This window comes from Spiroplasma citri (genome assembly GCF_001886855.1).
Taxonomy (GTDB): Bacteria; Bacillota_I; Bacilli_A; order Mycoplasmatales; family Mycoplasmataceae; genus Spiroplasma; species Spiroplasma citri.
This window is the reverse complement of sequence record NZ_CP013197.1, coordinates 223,713-248,702: the sequence shown is the minus strand read 5'-3', so window position 1 is coordinate 248,702 and position 24,990 is coordinate 223,713. Positions and strand designations below refer to the sequence as shown.

General features: G+C 26.9%; 31 protein-coding genes. 4 read left to right on the top strand and 27 right to left on the bottom strand.

What is annotated here, in order from left to right:
• The first annotated feature begins 240 nt into the window (after positions 1-240).
• From SCITRI_RS01375 to SCITRI_RS01365, 3 genes are all read left to right on the top strand, one after another.
• On the top strand, positions 241-423 hold the full coding sequence (locus SCITRI_RS01375; RefSeq protein ID WP_071936915.1) for a hypothetical protein: 183 nt from the start codon (positions 241-243) through the stop codon (positions 421-423).
• A gap of 317 nt (positions 424-740) precedes the next feature.
• Positions 741-2,069 (top strand): hypothetical protein, encoded by a 1,329-nt coding sequence (locus tag SCITRI_RS01370; RefSeq protein WP_071936914.1) that lies wholly within the window; start codon positions 741-743, stop codon positions 2,067-2,069.
• Positions 2,070-2,395: 326 nt separating this feature from the next.
• Positions 2,396-2,722 carry a hypothetical protein gene (locus SCITRI_RS01365; protein WP_071936913.1) on the top strand — a complete coding sequence of 109 codons (327 nt, stop codon included), beginning with the start codon at positions 2,396-2,398 and terminating at the stop codon, positions 2,720-2,722.
• 418 nt (positions 2,723-3,140) lie between these two features.
• Here the strand turns inward: SCITRI_RS01365 and SCITRI_RS01360 are convergent, their stop codons facing one another.
• A complete protein-coding gene (locus SCITRI_RS01360) occupies positions 3,141-4,115 on the bottom strand; it encodes an IS30 family transposase (protein ID WP_071936912.1) in 975 nt (324 codons plus the stop codon).
• Between the two features lie 116 nt (positions 4,116-4,231).
• Here SCITRI_RS01360 and SCITRI_RS10680 point away from each other — a divergent pair, with 116 nt between their 5' ends.
• Complete coding sequence (locus SCITRI_RS10680; RefSeq protein ID WP_071936911.1) at positions 4,232-4,705, top strand: lipoprotein; 474 nt, start codon at positions 4,232-4,234, stop codon at positions 4,703-4,705.
• Positions 4,706-4,716: 11 nt separating this feature from the next.
• Here the strand turns inward: SCITRI_RS10680 and SCITRI_RS01350 are convergent, their stop codons facing one another.
• From SCITRI_RS01350 to SCITRI_RS01230, 26 genes are all read right to left on the bottom strand, one after another.
• Positions 4,717-6,906 carry a spiroplasma phage ORF1-like family protein gene (locus SCITRI_RS01350; RefSeq protein ID WP_071892025.1) on the bottom strand — a complete coding sequence of 730 codons (2,190 nt, stop codon included), beginning with the start codon at positions 6,904-6,906 and terminating at the stop codon, positions 4,717-4,719.
• A gap of 11 nt (positions 6,907-6,917) precedes the next feature.
• Positions 6,918-7,154, bottom strand: coding sequence for a hypothetical protein (locus SCITRI_RS01345; RefSeq protein WP_015967964.1), 237 nt, complete (start codon positions 7,152-7,154; stop codon positions 6,918-6,920).
• Positions 7,154-7,558, bottom strand: coding sequence for a hypothetical protein (locus SCITRI_RS01340; protein WP_015979226.1), 405 nt, complete (start codon positions 7,556-7,558; stop codon positions 7,154-7,156). The genes SCITRI_RS01345 and SCITRI_RS01340 overlap by 1 nt, the downstream gene beginning before the upstream one ends.
• Positions 7,551-8,564 (bottom strand): hypothetical protein, encoded by a 1,014-nt coding sequence (locus SCITRI_RS01335; protein ID WP_071890544.1) that lies wholly within the window; start codon positions 8,562-8,564, stop codon positions 7,551-7,553. The genes SCITRI_RS01340 and SCITRI_RS01335 overlap by 8 nt, the downstream gene beginning before the upstream one ends.
• Positions 8,564-8,767, bottom strand: coding sequence for a DUF2649 domain-containing protein (locus SCITRI_RS01330; RefSeq protein WP_071890543.1), 204 nt, complete (start codon positions 8,765-8,767; stop codon positions 8,564-8,566). Before SCITRI_RS01330 ends, SCITRI_RS01335 begins: the two co-directional genes overlap by 1 nt.
• 152 nt (positions 8,768-8,919) lie before the next feature.
• A complete protein-coding gene (locus tag SCITRI_RS01325) occupies positions 8,920-9,360 on the bottom strand; it encodes a DUF3627 domain-containing protein (protein WP_084566904.1) in 441 nt (146 codons plus the stop codon).
• Positions 9,353-9,694 (bottom strand): hypothetical protein, encoded by a 342-nt coding sequence (locus SCITRI_RS01320; protein ID WP_015979232.1) that lies wholly within the window; start codon positions 9,692-9,694, stop codon positions 9,353-9,355. The genes SCITRI_RS01325 and SCITRI_RS01320 overlap by 8 nt, the downstream gene beginning before the upstream one ends.
• 296 nt (positions 9,695-9,990) lie before the next feature.
• Positions 9,991-10,230 (bottom strand): hypothetical protein, encoded by a 240-nt coding sequence (locus SCITRI_RS01315; RefSeq protein WP_015979231.1) that lies wholly within the window; start codon positions 10,228-10,230, stop codon positions 9,991-9,993.
• 435 nt (positions 10,231-10,665) lie between these two features.
• On the bottom strand, positions 10,666-10,917 hold the full coding sequence (locus SCITRI_RS01310; RefSeq protein ID WP_015979230.1) for a hypothetical protein: 252 nt from the start codon (positions 10,915-10,917) through the stop codon (positions 10,666-10,668).
• A complete protein-coding gene (locus SCITRI_RS01305) occupies positions 10,917-11,066 on the bottom strand; it encodes a hypothetical protein (RefSeq protein ID WP_015979229.1) in 150 nt (49 codons plus the stop codon). Before SCITRI_RS01305 ends, SCITRI_RS01310 begins: the two co-directional genes overlap by 1 nt.
• 109 nt (positions 11,067-11,175) lie before the next feature.
• Positions 11,176-11,325: a hypothetical protein gene (locus tag SCITRI_RS09790; protein ID WP_155522075.1), complete on the bottom strand. Its 150-nt coding sequence runs from the start codon at positions 11,323-11,325 to the stop codon at positions 11,176-11,178.
• A 5-nt stretch (positions 11,326-11,330) separates the two neighbouring features.
• Entirely contained in the window at positions 11,331-11,600 is a 270-nt protein-coding gene (locus tag SCITRI_RS01300) for a hypothetical protein (protein WP_071892018.1), read from the bottom strand.
• Positions 11,601-12,112: 512 nt separating this feature from the next.
• A complete protein-coding gene (locus tag SCITRI_RS01295; RefSeq protein WP_071892014.1) occupies positions 12,113-12,349 on the bottom strand; it encodes a hypothetical protein in 237 nt (78 codons plus the stop codon).
• Complete coding sequence (locus SCITRI_RS01290) at positions 12,349-12,651, bottom strand: hypothetical protein (RefSeq protein WP_071892010.1); 303 nt, start codon at positions 12,649-12,651, stop codon at positions 12,349-12,351. Before SCITRI_RS01290 ends, SCITRI_RS01295 begins: the two co-directional genes overlap by 1 nt.
• The gene (gene rsmI, locus SCITRI_RS01285) at positions 12,629-13,537 is read right to left on the bottom strand and encodes a 16S rRNA (cytidine(1402)-2'-O)-methyltransferase (protein WP_071892007.1); all 909 of its coding nucleotides are present in this window, start codon (positions 13,535-13,537) and stop codon (positions 12,629-12,631) included. Before rsmI ends, SCITRI_RS01290 begins: the two co-directional genes overlap by 23 nt.
• Positions 13,527-14,096, bottom strand: coding sequence for an aminoacyl-tRNA hydrolase (gene pth / locus SCITRI_RS01280; RefSeq protein ID WP_071892002.1), 570 nt, complete (start codon positions 14,094-14,096; stop codon positions 13,527-13,529). The genes rsmI and pth overlap by 11 nt, the downstream gene beginning before the upstream one ends.
• 16 nt (positions 14,097-14,112) lie before the next feature.
• A complete protein-coding gene (purB, locus tag SCITRI_RS01275) occupies positions 14,113-15,405 on the bottom strand; it encodes an adenylosuccinate lyase (RefSeq protein WP_071891998.1) in 1,293 nt (430 codons plus the stop codon).
• Positions 15,405-16,706 carry an adenylosuccinate synthase gene (locus tag SCITRI_RS01270; protein ID WP_071891994.1) on the bottom strand — a complete coding sequence of 434 codons (1,302 nt, stop codon included), beginning with the start codon at positions 16,704-16,706 and terminating at the stop codon, positions 15,405-15,407. Before SCITRI_RS01270 ends, purB begins: the two co-directional genes overlap by 1 nt.
• 68 nt (positions 16,707-16,774) lie before the next feature.
• Positions 16,775-18,370 carry a CTP synthase gene (locus SCITRI_RS01265; protein ID WP_071891990.1) on the bottom strand — a complete coding sequence of 532 codons (1,596 nt, stop codon included), beginning with the start codon at positions 18,368-18,370 and terminating at the stop codon, positions 16,775-16,777.
• 84 nt (positions 18,371-18,454) lie between these two features.
• Positions 18,455-18,997 carry a DNA-directed RNA polymerase subunit delta gene (rpoE, locus tag SCITRI_RS01260; protein WP_071891987.1) on the bottom strand — a complete coding sequence of 181 codons (543 nt, stop codon included), beginning with the start codon at positions 18,995-18,997 and terminating at the stop codon, positions 18,455-18,457.
• A gap of 15 nt (positions 18,998-19,012) precedes the next feature.
• Positions 19,013-20,245: an HD domain-containing protein gene (locus SCITRI_RS01255; protein WP_071891983.1), complete on the bottom strand. Its 1,233-nt coding sequence runs from the start codon at positions 20,243-20,245 to the stop codon at positions 19,013-19,015.
• Positions 20,246-20,252: 7 nt separating this feature from the next.
• Positions 20,253-21,701, bottom strand: coding sequence for a glutamate--tRNA ligase (gene gltX / locus SCITRI_RS01250; RefSeq protein ID WP_071891980.1), 1,449 nt, complete (start codon positions 21,699-21,701; stop codon positions 20,253-20,255).
• 26 nt (positions 21,702-21,727) lie between these two features.
• Positions 21,728-22,186 carry a 2-C-methyl-D-erythritol 2,4-cyclodiphosphate synthase gene (gene ispF / locus SCITRI_RS01245; protein ID WP_071938045.1) on the bottom strand — a complete coding sequence of 153 codons (459 nt, stop codon included), beginning with the start codon at positions 22,184-22,186 and terminating at the stop codon, positions 21,728-21,730.
• A gap of 7 nt (positions 22,187-22,193) precedes the next feature.
• Positions 22,194-23,294 (bottom strand): redox-regulated ATPase YchF, encoded by a 1,101-nt coding sequence (gene ychF, locus SCITRI_RS01240; protein WP_071891977.1) that lies wholly within the window; start codon positions 23,292-23,294, stop codon positions 22,194-22,196.
• Between the two features lie 21 nt (positions 23,295-23,315).
• Complete coding sequence (locus tag SCITRI_RS01235) at positions 23,316-24,212, bottom strand: ParB/RepB/Spo0J family partition protein (RefSeq protein ID WP_071891973.1); 897 nt, start codon at positions 24,210-24,212, stop codon at positions 23,316-23,318.
• Positions 24,202-24,972, bottom strand: coding sequence for a ParA family protein (locus SCITRI_RS01230; protein ID WP_071891969.1), 771 nt, complete (start codon positions 24,970-24,972; stop codon positions 24,202-24,204). Before SCITRI_RS01230 ends, SCITRI_RS01235 begins: the two co-directional genes overlap by 11 nt.
• Positions 24,973-24,990: the final 18 nt, after the last annotated feature.

The window sequence follows — 24,990 nt, the reverse complement described above, 5'->3', positions numbered from 1 at the left end:
TTTATTATAATTATATTTATTGGAGAATTATAAAATCTAAAAATGTCATTTTATTACCTCTTTTCAACTTTATTATAACACTTTTATGTTATTTGTTTAGTATTTGTATATAAAAAGTATTGTATTGGTAAAATAATAGTGTAAAATAAAGTTAATGGTTTAATCTTTTTCCATAAAAAGAGTCTTAACTATAATTTGTTAAAAGTGTTAATCCAACACTTAAATAAGGAGTGCAAAATAATGGCAAATGTAGAAAAAATTAAAGAGATTTTAAATATTGATGATGAAAAAGCACAAGCAGTTAATGAATTATTAGATGCTCAAGCAAAACAAATTCGTGAATCAATTAAAAATCGTGAAGATGTAGTTGAAAAAACAGATTGAGAAACTGTTAATGCTCAATTACAAGAATTAAAAAAATAAAAGTAATTTATTAGAAAATGAATTATATTTACAAAATTTTACAGATAAAGATAAAAAAATTATTAGTTCATTAATTGATAATGAAAAATATAATGATTTATCTAAACAAGAAAGAATAAATAAAATAGCAGAAGAATATAATCTAAATCAAGTTGATGGTACTGTTGACGGTGGTTCTGTAATTGACCAAATGTTAAAAAGACAAGAAGAAATTAAATCTAATCGTTTAGAAGAAATTAAGAAAAATGGTGCTAAAACTGATGAAGATATTATTGAAATTGCTAAAAATTTACAATGACAATAAGGAGGATTAACCTATGGCAAAAATAGGTGGAAAATCAAGTATTGCATTACCTACTCTTTTTGAAATTGGTGGAAATAGTCCAACAGAAAAAGCAATTGGTGATGTTGCAGTTTTACAAATTAAAAAAATTTTAGAAGCAGATAGTCAATATATTGATGCAACAGAAATGATGATGATGTCTGCTAAACAAATTTCAATGGAAGATGGTTTTGAACAAGGGCAATATGTCTTTCCTGAAAGAATGGTTTGAGGAAATGATTATGATTCATCTGCTGGTGCTGAACAACAATCAGTAGGAGTACGAAGAGCAACAGTTATGATGGATCAAATGCTAACTTTTAAGTATGATGTTCCTTCATTTGATACTGTTCGTTTTATGGAATCTCCTGTTGAAGTAAGAACTAATACAATCGGAGAATGAATGCGTACTATTACTCGTAATTGATATTCAAATATGAATGCAATTTATTTACAAGGTGTTATAGATAGTTGTATTGCAACTGGTCAATATATTATATTACCAATTCCAACAGATGCAGATTCTGCACAACAAACATTTTATAAAATTAATGATACTGCAATTAATTTAGTACAAAAAATAAATGCATTAATGTTTGGTACTAAAAAAGAAGATTTAATGGTACATGTTGCTATGCCAGCATTTGCTCAATTTACAAAAGCATATACTAAGATTTTAGACCAAATTGCAGCAGATACATTAGCAACTGGTCAATTATGAAGAAAAATAATTGTTGGTGTTGATGTATTTGAAAGTTGATATTTAGGTCGCCAATTTAATAAAGGTAAAGAAACTGGAATTAATAAAGACTTAGATTTTAATTTAAACTTTTCACAAACAGTTGGAGCATGAGGATTTATTGGACATAAAGAAGATTGTGCTATGCCACAAGGTTGAAAAAGTATTCAACAAGTAATTAATCAAAACACAGGTAATATTCGTTATATGGGGCGTGGAATTTATTCATTACCAACATTTATGCGACAAATGCATTGATTATTTGTAACTGGAACTCCAACAAATAATGATATTACTAATGCTCAAAATAAAAAAGGTTATACATTTGAGTTAGCACCTTGAATAAGTTTAGTACCACCAACACTACCTGCTTTATCAACAGTTATTACAGTACCTAATTTAGGTCAAATTACAATGGCGGGTAATACCCCAACAACAGCAGAATTAGAAACTGCTATTAAAGTAAAAAATACTAATTATCAAAATGGAGATGCAACATTCTCTAATATTACATCTACTGGCACATTAGCAACTGGAAATCCAGAAAAATATAGTGGAACAGTTTCTTTAATTTATTCAAAGTAAGTAGTGCCGTAGATATCCATGATAAAATTAAAAATGTTGATAGTTTAACAGATGATGAAATAATTAAAGGAATTATTGTACCTCAAAAAGTAGCAAGTGAAGATTTAAGACCACTTTTAAATGATAAAGTTTTAAAAGCAGTTAAAACAGTTGATGCAAGTTTAACAACAGATGATTATGATTGATGACCGTTATATTATCAAGGTTCACCATCAACTTATGATATTACTACAACAGATATTCAAGTTGATATTTATATTGCTGGTAAAAATAAAGCAACTGGTGTTTCCCAAGTTCAGTTTTATAAAGTGCAAAAAGTAAATAAAATGAGTGTTAAAAAAATTAGTTTTAGTTGAGTTGGACCTTTAAAAAAAACTTGATATAGTGATATTCCTAATTTAACTAAAAAAGCAGATGTAATTGCAGAAATGAATACTGGTATTTTAACAGCAATTCAAAAACTTAATGCTGGTTTAAGAACATCAGATTATACTGTTAATATTTTAGATTATGAACAAGAAATCTTTAATGACCGTGATGAAGGTGATTTTAGTAAAGATGTAGATATTTTATACAGTTTAATTGGTACAAATTGATTAACTGAAGAAACAGTAGGTGCTAATTTAACTGTTCCTGCTGCTACTAAAAAATAAAAAGGATTTATTTCCTTTTTATTTTATTTTTTGTTGTATTTATTGGGTTTTTAATTATATTAAATCCTTTTTTAATTTCATTATAAATATTGATGGTTTTTGGTTTTGATATTATTCTAGTATGTGAAACGTGTAAAATGAAGTGCAACAAATCTTTATTAATTAAATAATATAATAAAAATTAAAAAAATCAACCATAAATTAAAAAAAATAAAAATAATTTTAATTTTTCTTTTAATTTATTCACATTTAAACACACTAAAAAAGAATTTATTAAATTTTAATTAATAAATACATATTTTATTATTTTAATGACATATTTTGTTATTTTAATGACATATTTTATAATTTAATATACATTTTTGACATATTTTATGAATTAATTTACATATTATTAATTAATTAAAATATAATAAACTTATCTAAAATTATCTATAAATACATCTTTTGCTGTTCTTCAATTCAGAACAGGCCTTAATTTTTCATTTATTACATCATTAACTACTCAATCTAATCGTTTCTGACTAACCTTATTAAAATCAGTTCCAGGAGGAAATCAATGTCTTAATTCACCATTTATTTTTTCAATTAAAGGTTTTTGACGAGGTTTACCAGCATCACAAAAATAAACTTGTGTTTCAGCAAATATTTCCATTTCTCGTCATTTACTAAATTCTTTACCTCTATCTGTTATTATTCCTTTCATTTTACCCATTAAATTATTATTTATAACCATCTCTTTAAATTTTACTAGAACTTCCATAGCAGTATGATTTTCAAATTTTATTGCAAAATATTTTCTACTTGATTGTTCTACTAAAACTAAACAACTAGATAAATGTTCTTTTCCAACAACAGTATCCATTTCAAATCATCCAACATTAGAAACTTTATTTTCAATATCTCAAATTGACTTAAAATCAGTTAATTTACCACGATTATCAGATTTTCCTTTTGTTTTATATTTTTTTCCACGATGTCGCAAATTCTGTTTTAAAAAACCATAAAAACCTAAACGAATTCATTTATACAATGTTTTAACACAAACCGGAAATTTAACACCAAATTTTAAAAAATAACGATAAATAAGTTCTGACGGTGAATCGTGATATTTATTAAATCTAATTTGAATAAAATTAATCTGTTCTTCCGTAAATTTACATCTTTTATTATTCTTTTTTCTTTTCTTATAATACATTTTATCTGACTTATAAGCACTATATTCATCAGTAGTTTTAAAACGCTTAATTTCTCGTAAAATAGTACTACGATGTCTATTCAAACATTTAGCGATTGCAGAAATATTCTGTTCACCATTATTTTTTAAAAACATTTTTGATAATAATAATTGTTCTAATTTAACTTTATCCATAAAACTTAAATGACTATACATAACATTTATATACCTTTCATTAACTTATAAAATTAATATTTAATACGAATAATTGATATATAATTGATATGTGATAAAAACAATTATATATAAAACAATAAAAAGGAGCAATATATATGAAAAAATGACTTAGCATAATAGGAACAATCGGATTAACCGCAACAAGCACAACAACACTAATCAGTTGTGAAAAATCTAAAAAACCAAATAATAATGAAGAAAATAAACCGACACCAGAACCACAATATAATCCACAACAAGCACAAAAAGATAGTAATTGAAAATTAATTGATAAAAATAATTTTGATAATGAATTTAGTACAAAAAATAATAAATCATATTTATTTCTTAATTTATTTGATGTAGGTAAATATGGTATATATTTAGCAAAAAATAATGGTAATATATCACAAAAAAGAAATAATATTTGATATTTAGAAACATATAATCCAAAAGATTTCGTAATGTTTAACACTGCAAATATAAAATCACTTTATCGTTGAGATGGGGATAGTGAACCACAATTACCAACTATCGACAAAAACACCGGTGAAATTACTGACTGAAAAGAACAAAAAGGAACTGAATAACAGTTCCTTTTTTATATTAATCGCACAAATTTCATAAAAATAATTAATAAAAAGATATTTGTTATTGTACTATACAATGCTGGATTAAATTTTCATACCTCAAATATTTGACTAAAAAAAATATATACTGCTTCAAAAACCTTACCAACACCACTCGCTAATTCGTTAACTTGTTTAACTCCCGGAATAGTATTAACAATTCAAATCACCGCATTTTTAATATGAGTTTCTAAATCTCATCAACCTTTAGGAGTTATATATTGCACTTGAAATCATTGCTTATCGGGGAACAACCCACCATTATTAATTTCTTGTCAATTATAAATCCCAAAATTAAAATCATAATATCGGTACATATCATTTTCTTTTTGTGCTTGTAATTCAAAAACATTATAACCGATTTTTTGTTCTTCAATTTTTTTATATTGCAAACCATATTTATTTTGTAAATTACCTCCAAAAACATAACCGGAATTTAACTTAATATTATAATTATTAGCAACCGAAAAATCATAATTAAAAACACTACCATAATTATTAATGGTATAAAACCGATTTTTAAATGCTGAATATAATTTAATATCTAATTGCTTATATTTATCAGAAAAATAAAAATATCGTGGGTAAATTTTAAAACCATTATTTACTAACAAACCATATTTTTTATTATAACCTTGAACATAAGTATTATTTTCTAAATCAAAAATCGTACGTAAATAATTAGTATAAAATTTCTGTGAAATCTTAAACATACTATTTAATAATTTATCAAATTGTAATTTATCGTTAATATTTTCACTCAACAAAATATTATTAAAATTTTGTAATTTCAACGCAAAAAAGTTAACTAAAACAGTATCATATTGTAAATTATCAATATATCCATTTTCAATAAAAGAACTACGATTTTGAAACACTGGCACCAATGCACTTGCAAAAAACGACTGTAAAAACTTAGATAAATCAAACTGACCGCTAAACTGTTGATAATACTTTAAATCTTTACTATTTAATGATGAATAAATTGAACCATTAAAATTAAAAACCTCACCCATTCCCGTTCGCATAAAACTAAAATTAAAACTTAAATCATCATTATTAATATTATTTAACTCTAAACTACCAGAAATAATTAAATTTGCTTCATCAACAGTCAAAATCATCCGATAAATTGCTTTTTTAATATTTTTAACATCCAACTCATCAACCGTCTCAAAATCAAAAATTATCCGCTTTGTACCAACCTTATTCGGATTTTCATAATCAGCACTTCCGCCTTGCTGAACCCTAATATTTTCTTGCAAAACAGAATATAAAGACAAACCAATAAATTCTTTTACGCGAGTTTGTTGATAACTATTTCAGTCAGTAATTTCACCGGTGTTTTTGTCGATAGTTGGTAATTGTGGTTCACTATCCCCATCTCAACGATAAAGTGATTTTATATTTGCAGTGTTAAACATTACGAAATCTTTTGGATTATATGTTTCTAAATATCAAATATTATTTCTTTTTTGTGATATATTACCATTATTTTTTGCTAAATATATACCATATCTACCTACATCAAATAAATTAAGAAATAAATATGATTTATTATTTTTTGTACTAAATTCATTATCAAAATTATTTTTATCAATTAATTTTCAATTATCTTGGTTTAACTTAACTCTTGGATAATGATTTTCTTTATAACGGTCAACATTTTCCACAATTTCTTTCGATACATCAAACATCTTATATTTTACAGCAAAAGCATAAATAAAATCAGTTAAATCATTCAAAAAATTCTCTTTTTTAACATCATAAAATTTTTCAACCATATACTTATTTTTTAAACTATGTCATTGTCGATAATAATTCAAAAATATTTCACCAGGTTTATCATAAACAACTCCGGTTGAATAACTATCTTGTAAAAAATCTAAATACCATTTATCATTAAACAATAAATTTTTTGATGTTTTTAAAGTTGGATTAATAAAATAATTTGTTTCCGACCAATTTTCAAAAAAACTACTGCGTAAAAACATTGTATTAATAAAATCAGTTTCATTAATACCTTTACCAGTACTACTTTCTTGTTTAAGCGTATATTGCTCCTCATTTAAGGGTCTAAACGCCGTTAAAGTAATAAATGGAATAACCAAACCCAAAAAAGTTAAAATAAATATGGCAAATAAAGATAACGATTTTTTCATAAACTCAACTCCTAACTATACAATGTTTTTGAAACAATAAACCCAACAATATATAAACTCGATATTGTTAACATTAACGGATGACTAAACAAAACTGCCATTCTACCAAATAATCAAATCAACCAAGTATCAGAATTATATAAATCCATAATAATATTTTTTGCTGATGTAAATTGATTAATAATAACAGTAATAAAACCAGTTCCAAATATCGCAATCGCCGCCACCAATAAAACTAATTTAATCATTACTTATGCACTCTCCTATATCCTTGTTCTCTTGTTTTTGCTTGTTTTGCTAAACTTGATAATTGTTTTTTATTACGATTAATTTTAAATTGTTTACGCTCTTTAATATGTTTTTGCATACCTTGTTTAGTATCAGAAACACCGCGAACTGTTGAAGAATATACTTGTGAAACACCATTATTAACTGTTGAACCTAAATTATTATATTGTGTTGATGTCCCGTGAATTGCATAAATCGATAACTTAATAACCATAAAAAAGATTAAAAAATAAGCAATTGACGTATTTGTCATCGGTAATTTTGTATTTCAAATTACATCAAAAATAAACAAAAATATATCAAAAACAAAACTAAAAATCTTGTCTCAATTACTATTATTATTTTCAACTAATAAATTAATCATCTTTACCATTTCCTTTCTCTTTTTTAGGTTTTAAATTCTTTTTCAAAATATCAATATCAAATAACTCCAATCGTTCTTTAACACTTAATTTTGTGATTTCCGACCAATAATATTCTTTTTTATTAACAATTTCATCATTCTTTAAATCACGCACAAACTTTAACCATTGACTATCATACTTATTAGCGAATTCAAGGGGAATAATTATTTTAAAAAACCGAATTCCTAACCCAACATCCGACTTATGTTTTACTCTTTTACCTTCTGCTGTTCGTTCTACTGATTTTGTTTTTCAAATTTCATAATCCGTTATATCTTGAAAAATACCAATTCGCATAATAAAGAAACGATTAAAAAAATTAAACCCTTTCTTAATAACTGGTTTTTTCAATGAAATTGGAATAATAATTCCACTTGCTAACTGGCGAATATTATTTCAAATCATACCCTCACGCTGAGCAGTAAACAACGCACGATGTCCAAAATGTCTCGCTAAAACAATTCACGGTATTTTACCACTATGAACTTTTTTTTCATCGTGAGGACTAGTTCCGTCAATATATAAATAACTTTCATCAAATAAAATAACACTATCATCTAGGGGAACGGGTTTTGTTCTATCAGTAAAATCTAAATTTTTAAATGTTAAAACTTTAACTTTATCATCTTCTAAGGGATAATTACTATAAATTTCATCTGTCAATAATTTCATAGTTTGCGATAAATAAGTTAAAAGTAATGTTTTACCAGTTCCTAACTTACCAATAATTACCGATAACGGATTATCTCAAACAAAATTTACTAACCCAAAAGAATTTAACTGATAAAAAATATTTTTTCACAATCATCACACAAAATATACACATTGCAAAGCAAATAATATTCAAAATACTAAACCAACACAATACAAAGAAATTAACCAAAGTAATAAATCAATTAAACTAAACAAAAGCATTGAACCACTAATATAACAATAGTTTTTAAAGAAAAATATAAATTTTTTCATTATTTAAAATACCCAACTATCTTAAAAACCATTCACAAGAAAAACCAAGTTAAAAACAAAATCACAACTCAAACACCAACCATCAAGGTTAAATATTCATTTTGCGTTAAATTCCACATTGTAATACTTTCAACATTCGTTTTATCGATAAACAAAAATATATGAATAAAAAACTCTTTTAATTTAATTCAATCATTTTGCATTTTTAAAAACTCCATATTTTTTGAATAAGTTTAAAAAACATTCCAAAAAACAAAACAATAAATAACACAAACGATATAACATATAAAAACTCAGGGGCATTTGCACCAATAATATAACTAACAAATTGAACTCAATAATCATATAAACTCATTTAATTTAAGTCTTTCAAATCATTAATTAATTCTTGTTCTTTTTCAACACTTCAATTTGTTAAATTATTATTGTTATTATTTGCTTTTACTTTTTTAGGTTCACTTGAAAATAACGCTTTTTTCATTTTAGTAAAATAATTTTGTTTATATTGATTATATAAATTGATTAATTCTGTTCCAGTTAAATATTTTCAAATATTACGCTTTAAATTTTCATCATATTTTACAATAGAATAATAATTATCATAAATCAAACCGATTGCTACTTGTTCCAAATGTTTTTCACTCGGATAAATAAACTTATTACTCAATCAAAAACCAATATGACGATTATGATTAGGTAAATTAATAAAACTTGCTTTTTCTGTTGTAAAAGGGATAAATTCCTTACTAATAAAATAATTTTCTACATTATGATTTTTCTTAACAAAATTACTCAATTTTATCAACTCCTACTCTTAATCCTCTTAGCATTTTACCTTCTAACTCTTCTATTTGTTTCTTTAATACTGTAACTTTAAATCGCTTAATTTCTGATATATGCTCCATAATTAAATCAAATAAATTCCAAACTGATAAAATTAAAAGTAAAAAAGGAAATAAAATAACCAAAATTATTTCTACTTCAAAATTTATGGAAATAATAAAACAAACAATACACATAATAAAAGAAATTAAAAATAAAAAATAACAAAAACCAAAAGCAAAATTCCTAATAATAAAATCTCTCTTTATTTTTTTATATTCCTTAGTTGTTCAAAATTTCATATCCATAATATATAATCTCCTAACTAAATATTTAATAATATAAATATTTGTTTAATAAACAATGTTATAAATAATGTTTATATAATGTTTTTTAATTGTAATAAACACTGATTATTAACAATGTTATATATAATGCTAATATATTGTTTATTTAATGTTTAATAAACAATGTTAATAAACAATGTTAATAAACATTATTAAATATAAAAATAATAAAAATTGGCACACTGAAAAATACTATTTAATTTTTAACAATAGTTATTAAAATATAAAATAATAAGTTTATAATTAAGTTGATATTATTATGGTTTTCTCTCTGTATAAATTATTTTAAATAAAAAGAAGAAATAAAATATCGAAGAAATAATAAATTCATTTTTTACAAATGTAATACCATCTATTTTTTGATTATCATGAATGGTATTACCAATTAAAACAATTATTTCACTAATAATAATTTTAATAATAACTTTTAAATTTATTATTCAAATTTTTAATAAATTAACAAATTTATAAATATTTTTATACAGAGAGAAAACCATAATAATACCTTAAATATAATTAAATTGATATTTTTACACTATACACTGTTCACAAATTTTAAAAAAAAGTAGGTATATTTATAAAAAATATTATAAAAATTTATTTCCCAAATCTATTACTAGTATGACCCTTAATAGAAATATTCTTATTTTTATTAAATCCTACTAAAAAAATATTTTTCATAACAGACTCAATATTATGAATAATAAACAATATAGATTTATCAACTATAGAAAATATAGTTAAATTTATAGTTAAATTTATATGTATAATAGAGATTTTTATTATCCCAATATTAACGATAGTAATAAAGTTTATTAAAAAATAAATTTGTAAACAGTATATAGTGTAAAAATAAACAATAAAATTATTTATTTAATTCACATAAAAGCTAGTGTGCCTTAACTAAGATATATGATCGATTATAATAAATATTAAAATCCTTTAACCATAACACGGAAAAAGTTTAAGATTTTAATAATACAAAATATAGCAAATGGAATTAATATAATTCACGCTTCACCTAAGAAAACCATTATCTCAGGTAAAATATTTGTTATACCTTCTTTAACTTTTCATAATGCACTAGATAAACCAGTTCAAATACCAGTCATACCCTCAGACATAGTTTTAGGTGTAGATGCTGTTAAAAAATTAAACGCTGTTGTTAAATACATACCTAACATTATTTATTACTCTCCTTTCTTTCAATTTCTTTTTTATCTTTTTTCTTTCCTCGAATTTGACGAATTTTTTGGTAAATTAATAAACCAAAATAAAGAAAAATTGCTAATACAATAACAACACTAAATATTGTCGTTAATCAAGTTGGCATAATATATCTCCTTTCAAAATTTTTAAATATCGCGTCACGCTCCGCGTGTTCGCTACGCTCAAAATAAACTATATTGAATAAATTACCGCTAATAAATTACGCGGATAATTTATTCATTTTCTTTTACATTATTAATTACTATCTTATTTACAGTATTAATAACAATATCTTTTCCATACTTAATTACTAAGGACCGCAAAATAAAATAATGTTTCTTTTCAATAAAAAATCAACTCCTTTCAGAATTGATTTGTTGCACTTCGATTACAGGATGCAATGTAATTTTTGATAACCTAATTTTAAATTAGTAGCATATTCTCGTTGTTGAATTAATCAATTTTTATTATCAATAAATTGATTGTTTTTATTTAACTTAGCATCTTTTGTATTATAAAAATTAGTACTATAACGATTTATTTCTTTATTTAATTCTAATAAGTTTTTATTAATTCTACTTGCTCTTAATTTAACATCACCGCCGCCTTTATTTTGTTGTGTATATATTTGTCAATTAACATAATGCTCAATGTTCATCAGTAATTTCATTGTGTGTAGGGATATATTTATTTTGTTTATCACATTTAAAGCAATAACCTCAATATCTTTTTTTAAGACAACTATTCTTTTTCATCTTTACCTCCTTATTATTAATTTTGGTAATTGTTGGTATATTAACTACAATGTTCTACAATTTGTAGTTGTTTGTATAGTTAAGACGCCAGACATATATGTCTTCCTTCTTCCGTTCCTTTTTCAAGGAGGCAACGCTCAGTTTTTGAAATTAAATTTACTTGCACCCATATGAAGGACCGAATGCTAATCGCAAATTTAATTGTTTGTGTCACCATCTCTATTTTTATTGTGGTTCGATGTTAGCCTTGGACACATCACCACTATCGCAAGTTATTAAAAATAATAACCAACGCCGATTTACCTCTTTTCTCATACACTATTTCAGTACTTGCCTCGGACGGCTGTGGGAATGAGCATAAACTCATGTTCTTATGGAAGCACTTAGTTATTTAAAATAACCGTCCCACACTGCATTAAGTTGTTTTATAAAATCAAAGTTTTAAAGAACCAGTTTCATAATCAAAGATAATTTTTGAATTTTCTAGTTTTTGATAAAATTGCTTTTGTGTTTTATCTTTTACTTTATTCAATAAATTTCTATGTTTTTCACAAGTTCATAAAACTTTATTTGATACAAATTCTTCGTTGATAAATGATGATAATTTATAACAATCATTAACATCACATATTTTTTGTTGTTTAATTATCATTACCTCCTTTTAGGAGTTGTTTTATTTCAAATAAAAAAACAACCCTTTAACAAGAGTTGCTTTTTTGCCGCTTCATCGTACATTATACATTTTGTAAAATAAATTAATCCTCCTAAGGCAAATAATAAAATTAAACAATCAGTTTGCACAATTCATCAACTAACAAAATATCATAAATAACTTAATCAATTCAATTGATAATAAAATAAACTATAAAAATAAGTTAAAAGTAAAATAATAATTTCTAAACTAAAGAGAATGCTACAAAAAACTAAGTGTTTAATTCGTTCTGTTTGTTTCATCTTGTTCCTTTTGCTGATGATATTTATTATATAAAACATTTTTACTAATTTTATATTTATTTGCAACAAAATCAATTGCTTGTTTAACTCGATAATTTTGTTTTATGATTAACTGGTCAATTTCAGCAACCAAAATTTCATCTGCAATAACAGGGTCAGTAACATTCCCCACACCATCAACAACAAGCACATATTCACCAACAGAAACATTTTCTTCTTGCTGTAAAAATAAAAGCACTTTGCTTAAATGACCACGATATCATTGCTCATGAATTTTTGTAATTTCCTTACCAACGGCAATTTTACGGTCACCAAAAACTGTTTTAATTATTTTTAATGTTTCTAAGATTCGATGGGGTGCTTCATAAAAAATAATGGGGTATGGTAATGATAACAACTTTTCTAATTCATTAATCTTTTTTGTTTTTGCTTTATTTAAAAACCCAAAAAATAAAAAATGGTGCGGATTAAGACCCGAACTAACAATAGCGTTTAAAGCAGCATTAGCGCCACTAATCGGTATTACATCATAAGGATAATGTTCCAAAATATGATTAACGGCATAATAACCCGGATCACTAATAAGTGGATAACCAGCATCACTAATAATTGCAATTGATAAGTTTTGTGCTAAATCATTTAACATTTCTGTTAAACGATGCATTTCATTTTCTTTGTTTAAAGAAATTAACTGTTTTTTACAATTAAAATAATTTAATAGTTTAATCGTGTTACGGGTATCTTCACAATAAATTTTTTGAACATTATTTTTAATAACTTCAATTGCTCGCGGTGTCATTTCTTGCAAATTACCAATTGGAGTTGCAATTAAGTAAATTTTGGGATTATTGCTTTTAAAACTATATTGTTTAATTTTATTTGCCATTATAAAGACTCATTAATTTATCAAAACTAGTTGCTTTTACTAAATATTGCACCATAATTTGATAAACTCTTTCTAATAAATCATTATTAATAATTTCTAACTGAGCAGGAGAAAAATTTCCTAGTACTCAGTTTCGGGTTGGAATCTGGAAATCTTTGCCAATTCCTATACGAATCCTTAAAAAATTTTCACTACCTAATTTTTGAATTAAATCTTTAATCCCATTATGGCCAGCACTTGAACCATTCTTTTTTAACTTAATAACATTAAAAGGAATATCTTTATCATCATAAATAACAATAATATCTTCTCATATTAATTTATAAAATTGTTTAATTTGATAAACGGCAGTGCCACTTAAATTCATAAATGTCTGTGGTTGGCAAAAAAGAACTTTCTCGTTGTTAATTGTTGTTTCTCATATTAAAGCATTAAAAGCATTTTTTGGCTTTGCTAAATCAAATTTATCTACCAACTTAGCAATTGCTAAAAAACCAATATTATGTCTTGTATAAGTATATTCATTGCCTGGATTCCCCAAACCCACAATTAACTTCATTATTTCGCTCCTTTTTTTACTTTAGCACTCGGTGATAAATTTGTTCAATATTTCGTAAAAAATAATTGTTATCAAATAATTGTTCTAATTTTGGTAAGGACAAATATTTTGCCACATTATTATCAATTAAAACATTTTTAAAATCAAGTTGCTGTTGTTGTGCTATTAAAGTACATTTTTGAATAAAATCATAAATTTCTTCTCGCGAATAGTTAGTTTCTTTCAAAATATTTGTTAAAACAACTTGGCTAAAATAAATTTGATTAGTTTGTTGTAAATGTTCAATAATTTTATCCGGACTAACAACCAAATTATTAATAACACCTATCATTCGCTTTAATAAATAAACTACTAAATGATATGTATCGGGGATAATAATTCGCTCATTGCTACTATGTGAAATATCACGTTCATGTCATAATAAGTTATTTTCAAATGTAACATTCATATTACTACGAATCAAACGAGCTAGACCAGCAATATTTTCCGCACTAATTGGATTTTTTTTATGTGGCATCGATGATGACCCTTTTTGACTTTTACTAAATCCTTCGGCAATTTCCCCCACTTCTGAACGTTGTAAATGACGAAATTCAAGCGCCATTTTTTCTAATAAACTAGCAATTTTACTAAAACTTGTAAATAGTGCAATATGATAATCGCGTGATGTTACTTGTGTTGTAATTGGATCAAGGTTTAACCCTAATTGTTTTGCCACATATTCTTCAACCTGAACTTCAACATGCGCATAATTACCAACTGAACCCGATATTTTTGCAACAGCAATTGCTGAGCCTGCGGCTTCAAATTGCATCATATTGCGTTCTAATTCAGCATACCAAAGTAAAAATTTCAATCCTAATGAGGTTGGTTCTGCGAACATTCCATGGGTACGTCCCATAATTAATTGATTTTTATATGCAAGAGCCTTTTCTTTTAACGCAGTTTTTAATTCAAATAAATATTTTGCAACAATATGATTTGATTCTTTCATCAAATAATTTTGACTAGTATCAACAATATCAGTTGATGTTAAACCATAATGAATTCATTTTTTTTCTGGCCCTAGTGTTTCCGATAACATGCGGGTAAAAGCAACAACATCATGCTTCGTTTCGGCTTCTAATTCTAACATTCGTGGTAAATTTACTGTTAAATTAGTTTTTATTTTTTCAATATCTGTTGGAGGAATTAATCCTATTTGTGCTCATCCTTCACAAACTAATAATTCTACTTTTGCTCAAGTATTATATTTATTTTCATCACTTCAAATTTTTCCAATTTCTGTAACAAAATAGCGTTCAATCATTAAAAAATCTCCTTATTCATTAAAATAGTTTGTTCACGATCAGGACCAACAGAAAATAAACTAATTGGAACACCAACAATTTCTTCTAATTTCATTAAATATTGTTGGGCATTATGTGGTAAACCTTCAAATGTTGTAACATTACTAATGTCTTCATCTCATCCCGGCATTGTTATTAAAATTGGTTTACACATCTCATATTCTTTAATTGTACTTGGAACATAATCAATTTGTTGCCCCTGATATTCATATCCAACACAAATTTTTAATTCCTTAATAGTAGTTAAAACATCTAATAACATAATTGCCATACTAGTATAACCACTAATTCGCAGTGAATGTTTCATTAAAATACCATCAAATCACCCAATTCGTCGTGCTCGCCCAGATACAGTTCCATATTCATGTCCTGCTTCACGAATATACGTTTCAACTTCCCCAAAAATTTCGGATGGAAATGGTCCTGTCCCAACACGGGTATTATATGCTTTAACGATTCCTAAAACATTGTTAATATAACGAGGTGCAATCCCAACACCAACAGGAATTGAAGATGCTGTTGGATTTGATGAAGTAACAAAAGGATAAGTACCGTGATCTAAGTCTAACATTACACCTTGTGCTCCTTCAAATAAAACCTTTTGATGATTATGAATTGCATTATCAACTAAAATTGAAGTATCAGTTACTAAAGATTTAATTTGTTGAAATAATGCCAAATATTCTTTTCAAATTAATTTTGGGTCAAATCCTTTACTATTAAAAACTTTTGTTAAAACTTCATTTTTAAATTTTAAATTATTTTCTAATTTTTGTAAAAATCCTTTTTCATCAAACAAATCACCTAGTCTAATGCCAATTCGTTCGGCTTTATCTTGATAACAAGGGCCAATTCCTTTTTTTGTTGTTCCAATTGAGTCTTTTTGACGATACTCTTCTTGCAACTCATCAATTTTCATATGATATGGAAAAATTAAATGGACACGATCACTAATTCGTAAATTTTTACAATCAAAACCATGTTCTTGTAAATAACTAATTTCACTAACTAATTTACGTAAATTAACAACGCAACCATTCCCAATTACATTCATTGATTTTTTATTAAAAACACCAGAAGGAACAATACTTAACTTATATTTTGTTCCTTTAATGACAATTGTATGTCCAGCATTATCACCACCAGCTCAACGAACAATAAGATCTGCTTGTTGAGCAAAATAATCGGTAATTTTGCCCTTTCCTTCATCACCTCACTGGCTCCCAACAATTGCTAATGTTCGATAATTTGTACCACTCATAACTTATTCCCAACCTTTCTACGGTTTAATCTTAATATAAATCTGCCTATTTTTTTAAATTTTTCATTTTATTTATTTTTAATTACTGCTTGCACAAAACCATTAAATAATGGATTCGGTTTATTTGGGCGAGAAGTAAATTCGGGATGATATTGAGCAGCAAGGTAAAAAGGGTATTTGGGGATTTCAATGACTTCTACTAAGTTTTTCTCAACATAAAGGCCACTAAATACTAGCCCTGCTTGCGCTAATTGTTCACGATAATCATTATTAACTTCATAGCGATGACGATGACGTTCTAAAGCCTCATTTTTGCCATATAATTTATGGGCTAATGTGTTTGGAACAAAAGTTGTTTTATAATTACCTAAGCGTAATGTTCCTCCTAAAGCATCAGTTTTATCTTTTCCACGAATAATGTCAATAATTGCATTTTTTGTTTCTGTTAATTCTGAAGAATTAGCATCTTGAATATGACAAACATTACGGGCAAATTCAATTACAGCTGCTTGCATTCCAAAACAAATTCCAAAAAACGGAATGTTATTTTCACGAGCAAATTGGCATGCTAAAATTTTCCCTTCAAAACCACGTTCATCAAAGCCACCAGGAACTAAAATGCCTTTGGCATTTTTTAATAATTGTTGATAATTTTTTTTATTAACATCTTCTGCTTTAATTCAATCAATTTTAATTTTAACCTTATTTTCATATCCAGCAATTCGCAACGATTCACTAACTGATAAATAAGCATCTGGAAGTTCAATATATTTTCCAACTAATTTAATTTCAATTACTTGTTGAGACTGATTAATTTTTTCAACAAACCGTTTTCATTCTGACATATCAGTTTTAGTGATTTTTAAATTTAATAACTTACTAATTACTATTTGAGCATTTTGTTCATACATTTTTAATGGTACTTCATAAATACTAGCAACATCAGTAGCTACTAAAACATTACTTTTTTCGATATTACAAAATAGAGCAATTTTTTCAAGGACGTTATCATCTAGAGCTTGTTCAGTGCGGGCAACAACAATATCTGGTTGAATCCCCAGTGATAATAGTTCTCGGACTGAATGTTGGGTTGGCTTTGTCTTTGATTCTTTTGATGCTGCAATATATGGAACTAAGGAAACATGCATATAAATAACATTTTCTCGTCCTTGTTCCATTCGAACTTGACGAATTGCTTCAATAAAAGGTAACGATTCAATATCTCCAACTGTCCCCCCAATTTCAGTAATAATAATATCTGCTTTTGAAGTTGATGCAGCATGATAAACTTTCTTTTTAATTTCATTTGTAACATGTGGAACAACTTGAACTGTTCCACCATCATATTCGCCACGACGTTCTTTTTCAATTACATTTTTATATATTCGTCCTGAAGTAATATTTGATTCTTTAGTTAAATTTTCATCAATAAAACGTTCATAATGTCCTAAATCTAAATCTGTTTCTGCACCATCTGTTGTTACAAAAACTTCACCATGTTGATAAGGGCTCATTGTTCCAGGATCAACATTTAAATATGGATCAAATTTTTGCATAAAAACATTTAACCCACTTGCTTTTAATAAAACACCAATTGAAGAAGCTGTAATCCCTTTCCCTAAACCACTAACAACTCCACCAGTTACAAAAATATATTTTGCCATTGTTTTATCATCCTTTCATCCTCAAATTAAAAAGAGCTTAGAAATTAACAGGGTTGTCACTTCTAAAACTCTTTAATCTTGGTATTAATTATTTTCTTCCATTTCTTTTTCAAGAGCTTTTCAGTCAATTTCTTCTGTAATACCCAATTTAGCTGCTACTGTTTCGTCGTCATCATCAATAGAATAATCATTTTCAATTAAATCGTCATCAGCTCCTATTTCAACAAAATCATCTTCCTCGTTATCATCATCATCTAATGTATCATCAAAATCAAGAGTACCAATTAATGCTTCTTCTTCATTTTCATCTTCGTCTTCATCATCTAAATCAATATCTTCAAATTCTTCTGTTGTTTCAAACTGATCAGTATAATCATATTGTTTTTTAATTTCATCATATTTTAAGAATTCACGTAATCCTCACATACCTTCACTTGTCAAAACAAAACGGTTATCTAACACCAAATCAGTATATAATTCCGCAATAACATCTTCTTTGCTGGCTCCGTGAACTGTCACATCACTTTTTGATGCAATATCATTTCAAATATTTTCAAAAGTATCACTATTTTTTTTCTTTTTTAAATATGAATACACTAATTCTAACAATTCTACATTATCGTTCATTAATTTAAACCTTTCTTATCAATCATTCTCATATTTTTCCCCAATTGAAAACCAAATTGTTGTTGCTGTTTTTTTACTATTATTTTTAAACGCTAAGACTTCTGAAACTTCCATAATACATTTAATTCCTTTTGGTGTATCAATATAAATTGGTTTAGTATCACTATCATATAATTTAACTGGTTTTAGGTTGTATTCAACCATAAAATAATTATAATGGTTTTTATATTTTTTTATCAAATTATTTTTAATTTCTTCGAAATTTTTTTTTTCTGGGTTTATTTTTTGAAGAAAATTCCGCATCGTTAACATTTTAATTAATGTAACTAAAATCTCATCATTTTCACTTTCTAACATTTTTAAATAGGTAAATAATGTATAATCATCTAACGTACAATACTGGTTCGGACTCATCATTTTTCCTTCCAACACCGGGGTTAATAAAATAATAATTGCTTTATTTTTAAACTGATACTTGTTGTGATATAAATCATACAATCGTTTAAACATCATTTGGAAAGTTAAGTCAAATCCAATGCTTAATGAATGTAAATAAACCTGCTTATACATATGATAACGACCAATTAAAAATGATTCAATTGCATATTGTACTTTTAACGGAAAAACAATCTTTTTATCTTTAATAAACAAATGCCGAATAATTCACTGTGTATCAACATGGCTATATCCTACGCCACTCGTTTGCCCATCACGTAATAAATAATCCATTCGGTCAGCATCTAATTGAGATGAAACTAACGATGATAAAACTCCATCAGGATGTTTGCCTTCAATCATCATACATAATTCATTAATTTCGTCTGTACTAAATTCGGCCGCTAAAATTTTATTAATATTTGTTGTTGGATCTTTAATTAATAAAGACGAATAATTTTCATGACTAATATTTTGTTTTGTTACTTGATTAGTAATTTCAAATGTATGGGAAAATGGTCCATGTCCAACATCATGCAGTAATCCTGCTAATTTAACCAATAATTGTTCATGCTTACTATACATTTCTTGAAAACTTGTTGTTTCTAACATTTTACTAACTAAATAATAAACACCAATACAATGTGAAAAACGCGTATGAGAAGCACTTGGAAAAACAAATTGCCCCCCTGCTAATTGGCTAATGCGATCCAAGCGTTGGAATTCTGGAGTGTTAATTAATTTTACAGTAATTTCTTCATTAATTTCAATATCGCCATGAACACTATCTCGGATTGTTAGTGGTAATTTCATTTTTTCGTTATTGCAATTTAGTAATATTACTAATTACTTGTTCTTTCCCTAATAAATAAATAACCTTTGCTAGTTCTGGTCCATGTTCCTGATGAGAAGTGAAAATTCGAATTGGCATAAATAAATTCTTTCCTTTCATAAGATATTGTTCCCCCATTTTACTAATTAATTGCTTAATATTTGGTTCATCTCAAACTGGCAATTGACTTAACGCTGTTTTAAAAGATGTTATCATTTCTTCATAACCACTTAATTCTGTTAGCACTGCTTGCGTTGTTGCTGATAATTTTGTTGTTGGTTCAAAAAATGGTTTTGTTAATGCTACAATTTCTGCCCCATATTGGAGTTCTTTTTTATAAATTAATAATAACATATTTACTCATTCGGTTGTTTTTTTTGTTAAATCATAGCCCGCTGCTAAAAAAGGTCGGACAAAAGTTAGATAATCCTCATCACACATTTGTTTAAGATAATAATTATTCATTCAAGTTAATTTTTTAACATCAAACATACTTGGTGATTTACTAAATCGTGTTTCATCAAAAATTTTAATTAACTCATCATGACTAAAAATTTCAACAGTACCCGGGGGGGATCATCCTAATAAACTAATAAAATTAAAAAATGCTGTTGGTAAATATCCTAATGTTCGATATTGACTAATAAATTGCATTAAATGACTATCTCGTTTTGACAACTTTTTATGTTGTTCATTAACAATTAAGGTTAAATGAGCAAAAACGGGGGGGGTCGCATTAAATGCTTCGTAAATCATTAATTGTTTTGGCGTATTCGAAATATGTTCTTCTCCCCGCACAACATGACTAATTTCCATTAACATATCATCAATGACTACCGCAAAGTTATAAGTTGGAATCCCATTTGATTTTAAAATGACTCAATCACCAAGATCTTTTCCTTCAAAATGAACAGATCCGCGGACTAAATCATTAAAATCATAACTTGCTTCATCTGGAACAAAAAAACGTAAATTATACGGAATTTGTTTCGCTAATTTTTCAGCAATTTGTTCGGAAGTTAATTGTCAACACTTGCGATTATAACGTGGTGAAGAATATCCTTTTACCAATTGTGCTTCACGATCTTTGTCAAGTTCAGCTGCAGTACAAAAACAATAATATGCTTTTTTTGTTGTTAATAATTTTTGTGCATATTTCTGATAAAGCTCTAATCGTTCTAATTGTCGATATGGCCCATAAGCTCCTGGGCGATCAATTGTTTCATCTGGTTCAATCCCTAATCAACGTAAATTATCTAATTGTGATGCAATTGCTCCTTCCACATTTCGTTCAATATCTGTATCTTCAATTCGTAGAACAAAAACACCATCATAATGTTTTGCAAATAAATAATTAAATAATGCCGTTCTTGTATTACCAATATGTAAAAATCCCGTTGGACTTGGCGCATAACGTAATCTAACTTTTTGCTTCATTTTAATCCCCTATTCTAACCTTTTACCTAATCATTTTCTTTTAATAGTAATAATGTTGTATAACTTTGAATAATATTTGGAAAATTTTGTTCAGTAGTTGTTGCTTTTAAATTAATTTTTTCAGCTGAAATTTGTAATAATTTTTGTAAATTAGTTTTAATTGCTTTTTTATGTTTTTGTAAACGTGGTTCATCAATAATAATTGTTGTATCAATATTACTAATTTGATAATTCTGCTCAGCCATTAATGTTAATGCTTTTTTTAAAATTAACTGTGAATTAATTTTTTTATTTGTTTCATCAAATCATTCACCTAAATCACCCAATCCTAAGGCTCCAATAATTGCTTCACTAATTGTATGCAACAAAATATCACCATCAGAAACAGCTTCAACTTGGTATTGGCATGGAATAAGAATTCCCCCCAAATAAAAACCTGTTCCCATTTTTAAATTATGTAAATCATAGCTATTGCCAACTCGCATTTTTTCCTTAGACATTAAATTTAAAAAAACATATATCACCATCTTGCATAACATAAGTTTTTCCTTCGCTTCGTAAACGTCCATTTTCTTTGACAGATTTTTCACTACCATATTTAACTAAATCATCATATGAATAAACTTCTGCCCGAATAAAACCGCGCTCAAAATCAGAATGAATAATTCCTGCACACATTGGCGCTGTAGCTCCTTTTTTAAAAGTTCATGCTCGTACTTCTTGCTTGCCAGCAGTAAAAAATGTTTGGAGGCCTAATAAAGCATAAGATTTTTTAATTAATTGGCTTAAACCGGCTTCTTTAATACCATAATCAGTCATTAATAACTTCCGATCATCTGGTTCTAATGCTGATAATTCTTCTTCAGTTTTAGCACAAATAACAACTACTTCAATTTCTTTTTGTTGAGCATATTCTTTAACTGTTTTAACATAAAAATTATCTGGTTGATTTAAATCACTTTCTGCAACATTCGCAACATAAATAAAAGGTTTAATTGTTAATAAATTAAAATTTTTTACTACTCTTAGTTCATCATCTGATAATGTTAAATCTTTTAATAATTTATTTTCTTCTAATGCTGTCCCTAACTTTAATAACAATTCATATTCAAAAACATCTTCTTTTTGTTTAAAAGTTTGTGCTTTTTTACCAATTTTATCAATTCGTTTTTTAATTTGTTCTTGGTCAGAAATAATTAATTCTAAATTAATAATTTCAATATCACGAATTGGATCAATTGTTCCTTCAACGTGGGTAATATCTTTATTATCAAAACAACGGATAACCATAGAAATTGCATCAGTTTCTCGAATATTTTGCAAAAAAGCATTTCCTAAACCTTCGCCTTTGCTAGCTCCCGCAATTAATCCTGCAATATCATAAAATTCAAAAGTACTATGAATTGCCTTATCGGGAGCACAAAGGGCAATTAAAGTATCCATTCGTTCATCAGGAACGGCCACTGTTCCAACATTTGGATTAATTGTTGCAAATGGATAATTAGCCGCTTCAACTTGTGAATTTGTAATTGAGTTAAATAAAGTGGATTTACCAACGTTTGGTAAGCCAACTATTCCCATTTTTAATGCCATTATGTTCTTCCTTACTATTAATTAATCGTCAATTAAACCTAATAATTCTAAAATACGGTTTAAATCTTTAATTCCAGTATACTTGATAAGAATTTTATCAGTATCAATGACTACTTTAGTTCCTAATCTTCGCATTATTTTATTTTCCAAAAATTCATTAACAGCTCTTTTTGACGAATCCTTCTCTGAATGTTCAATCAATGGTTTCGTTATTTTTGGATTGTATTCTTTTACTAATTCTTCAACCTGACGCGCATTTAAATTTAAATTAATAATCTTATTAATAATGTTTTTAAATTCATTTTTGTCAACATTTAAACTAATTAATGGTTTAACTTGGCCCATTGTTACTTTATTTTCTAATAACAAGGTTTGCACTTCAGTTGGTAAATTTAATAATCGCATTGTATTTGTGACATGACTACGTGATTTTCCAATTCGTTGTGCTAATTCTTCTTGTGTTAAACGTAATAATTCAATCAATTCTTTATAAGCATTAGCTTCTTCAATTGAATTTAAATCAACTCGTTGAATATTTTCAATTAAAGCAACTTCTTTCATTTGCTGATCATTAAAATCAGCTACAATTGCTGGAATCGTTGTTAATCCGGCTAATTTTGCGGCACGACTACGACGTTCTCCGGCAACTAAATAATAACCATTATTAGTTTTTTTCACAATAATAGGTTGAATTAAACCATATTCTTTAATTGACTGTGCTAATTCTGTTAACTCTTCTTCGTTAAAATTTTTGCGGGGTTGATGCGGATTAGGAAAAATTTCCGCTAATGCAATTTCATTTGCTGTTTCTTTTAAAGCATCATTACTTTCAATCCCTTTAATTACTTCGTTGATTCCTTCACCAAAAATTTTATCTAACCCTTTTGAACTTAGTCGACTTTTAGTATTACTCGCCATTGTTTGCCAACACCTCTCTCGCTAATTCTTCATACGCAACTGCACCTGCACCACCTTTATCATATTCAAAAATACTTAAACCATGTGATGGTGATTCACTAATTTTAACATTTCTTGGAATATGTGTTCGATAAACTTTTTCATTAAAATATTTTTTAACTTCCGTCATCACTTCAAATGATAATTTTGTTCTTGAATCAAACATTGTTAAAACAATTCCTTCAATTGTTAAACTTTCATTAAACATTTTTTGAACAAAATGAATTGTTGTTAATAACTGTGCTAAACCTTCTAACGGATAATACTCTGCTTGAATTGGAATTAAAACAGAATCAGCACAAGCTAGTGCATTTCGATTAATCAATCCTAAAGAAGGAGGACAATCAATTAAAATAAAATCATATTTATCACGAACCGGTTTAATCCGCTCTAATAAAATGCTTTGGTTATCTTCTGTTCTTTCCATCAAATAAATATCTGCCCCCGCTAATGAAATGGTTGCTGGTGCTAAATCAACATTAGTTATAATGTCTGAAATAATAATATTTTTTAATGGGATTTGTCCAACTAAAACATCATACATACTTTCATGAATTTCTTCTTTATTAGCCCCTGTCCCCGTTGTTGCATTTCCTTGGGGATCAATATCAACTAATAAAATTTTTCGTCCAGTACGTGCCAATCCGGCCGCTAAGTTAATCGAAGTTGTTGTTTTACCAACGCCACCTTTTTGGTTTGTGATTGCAATAATTTTTCCCATAATTGTCCTTTCTGTTCC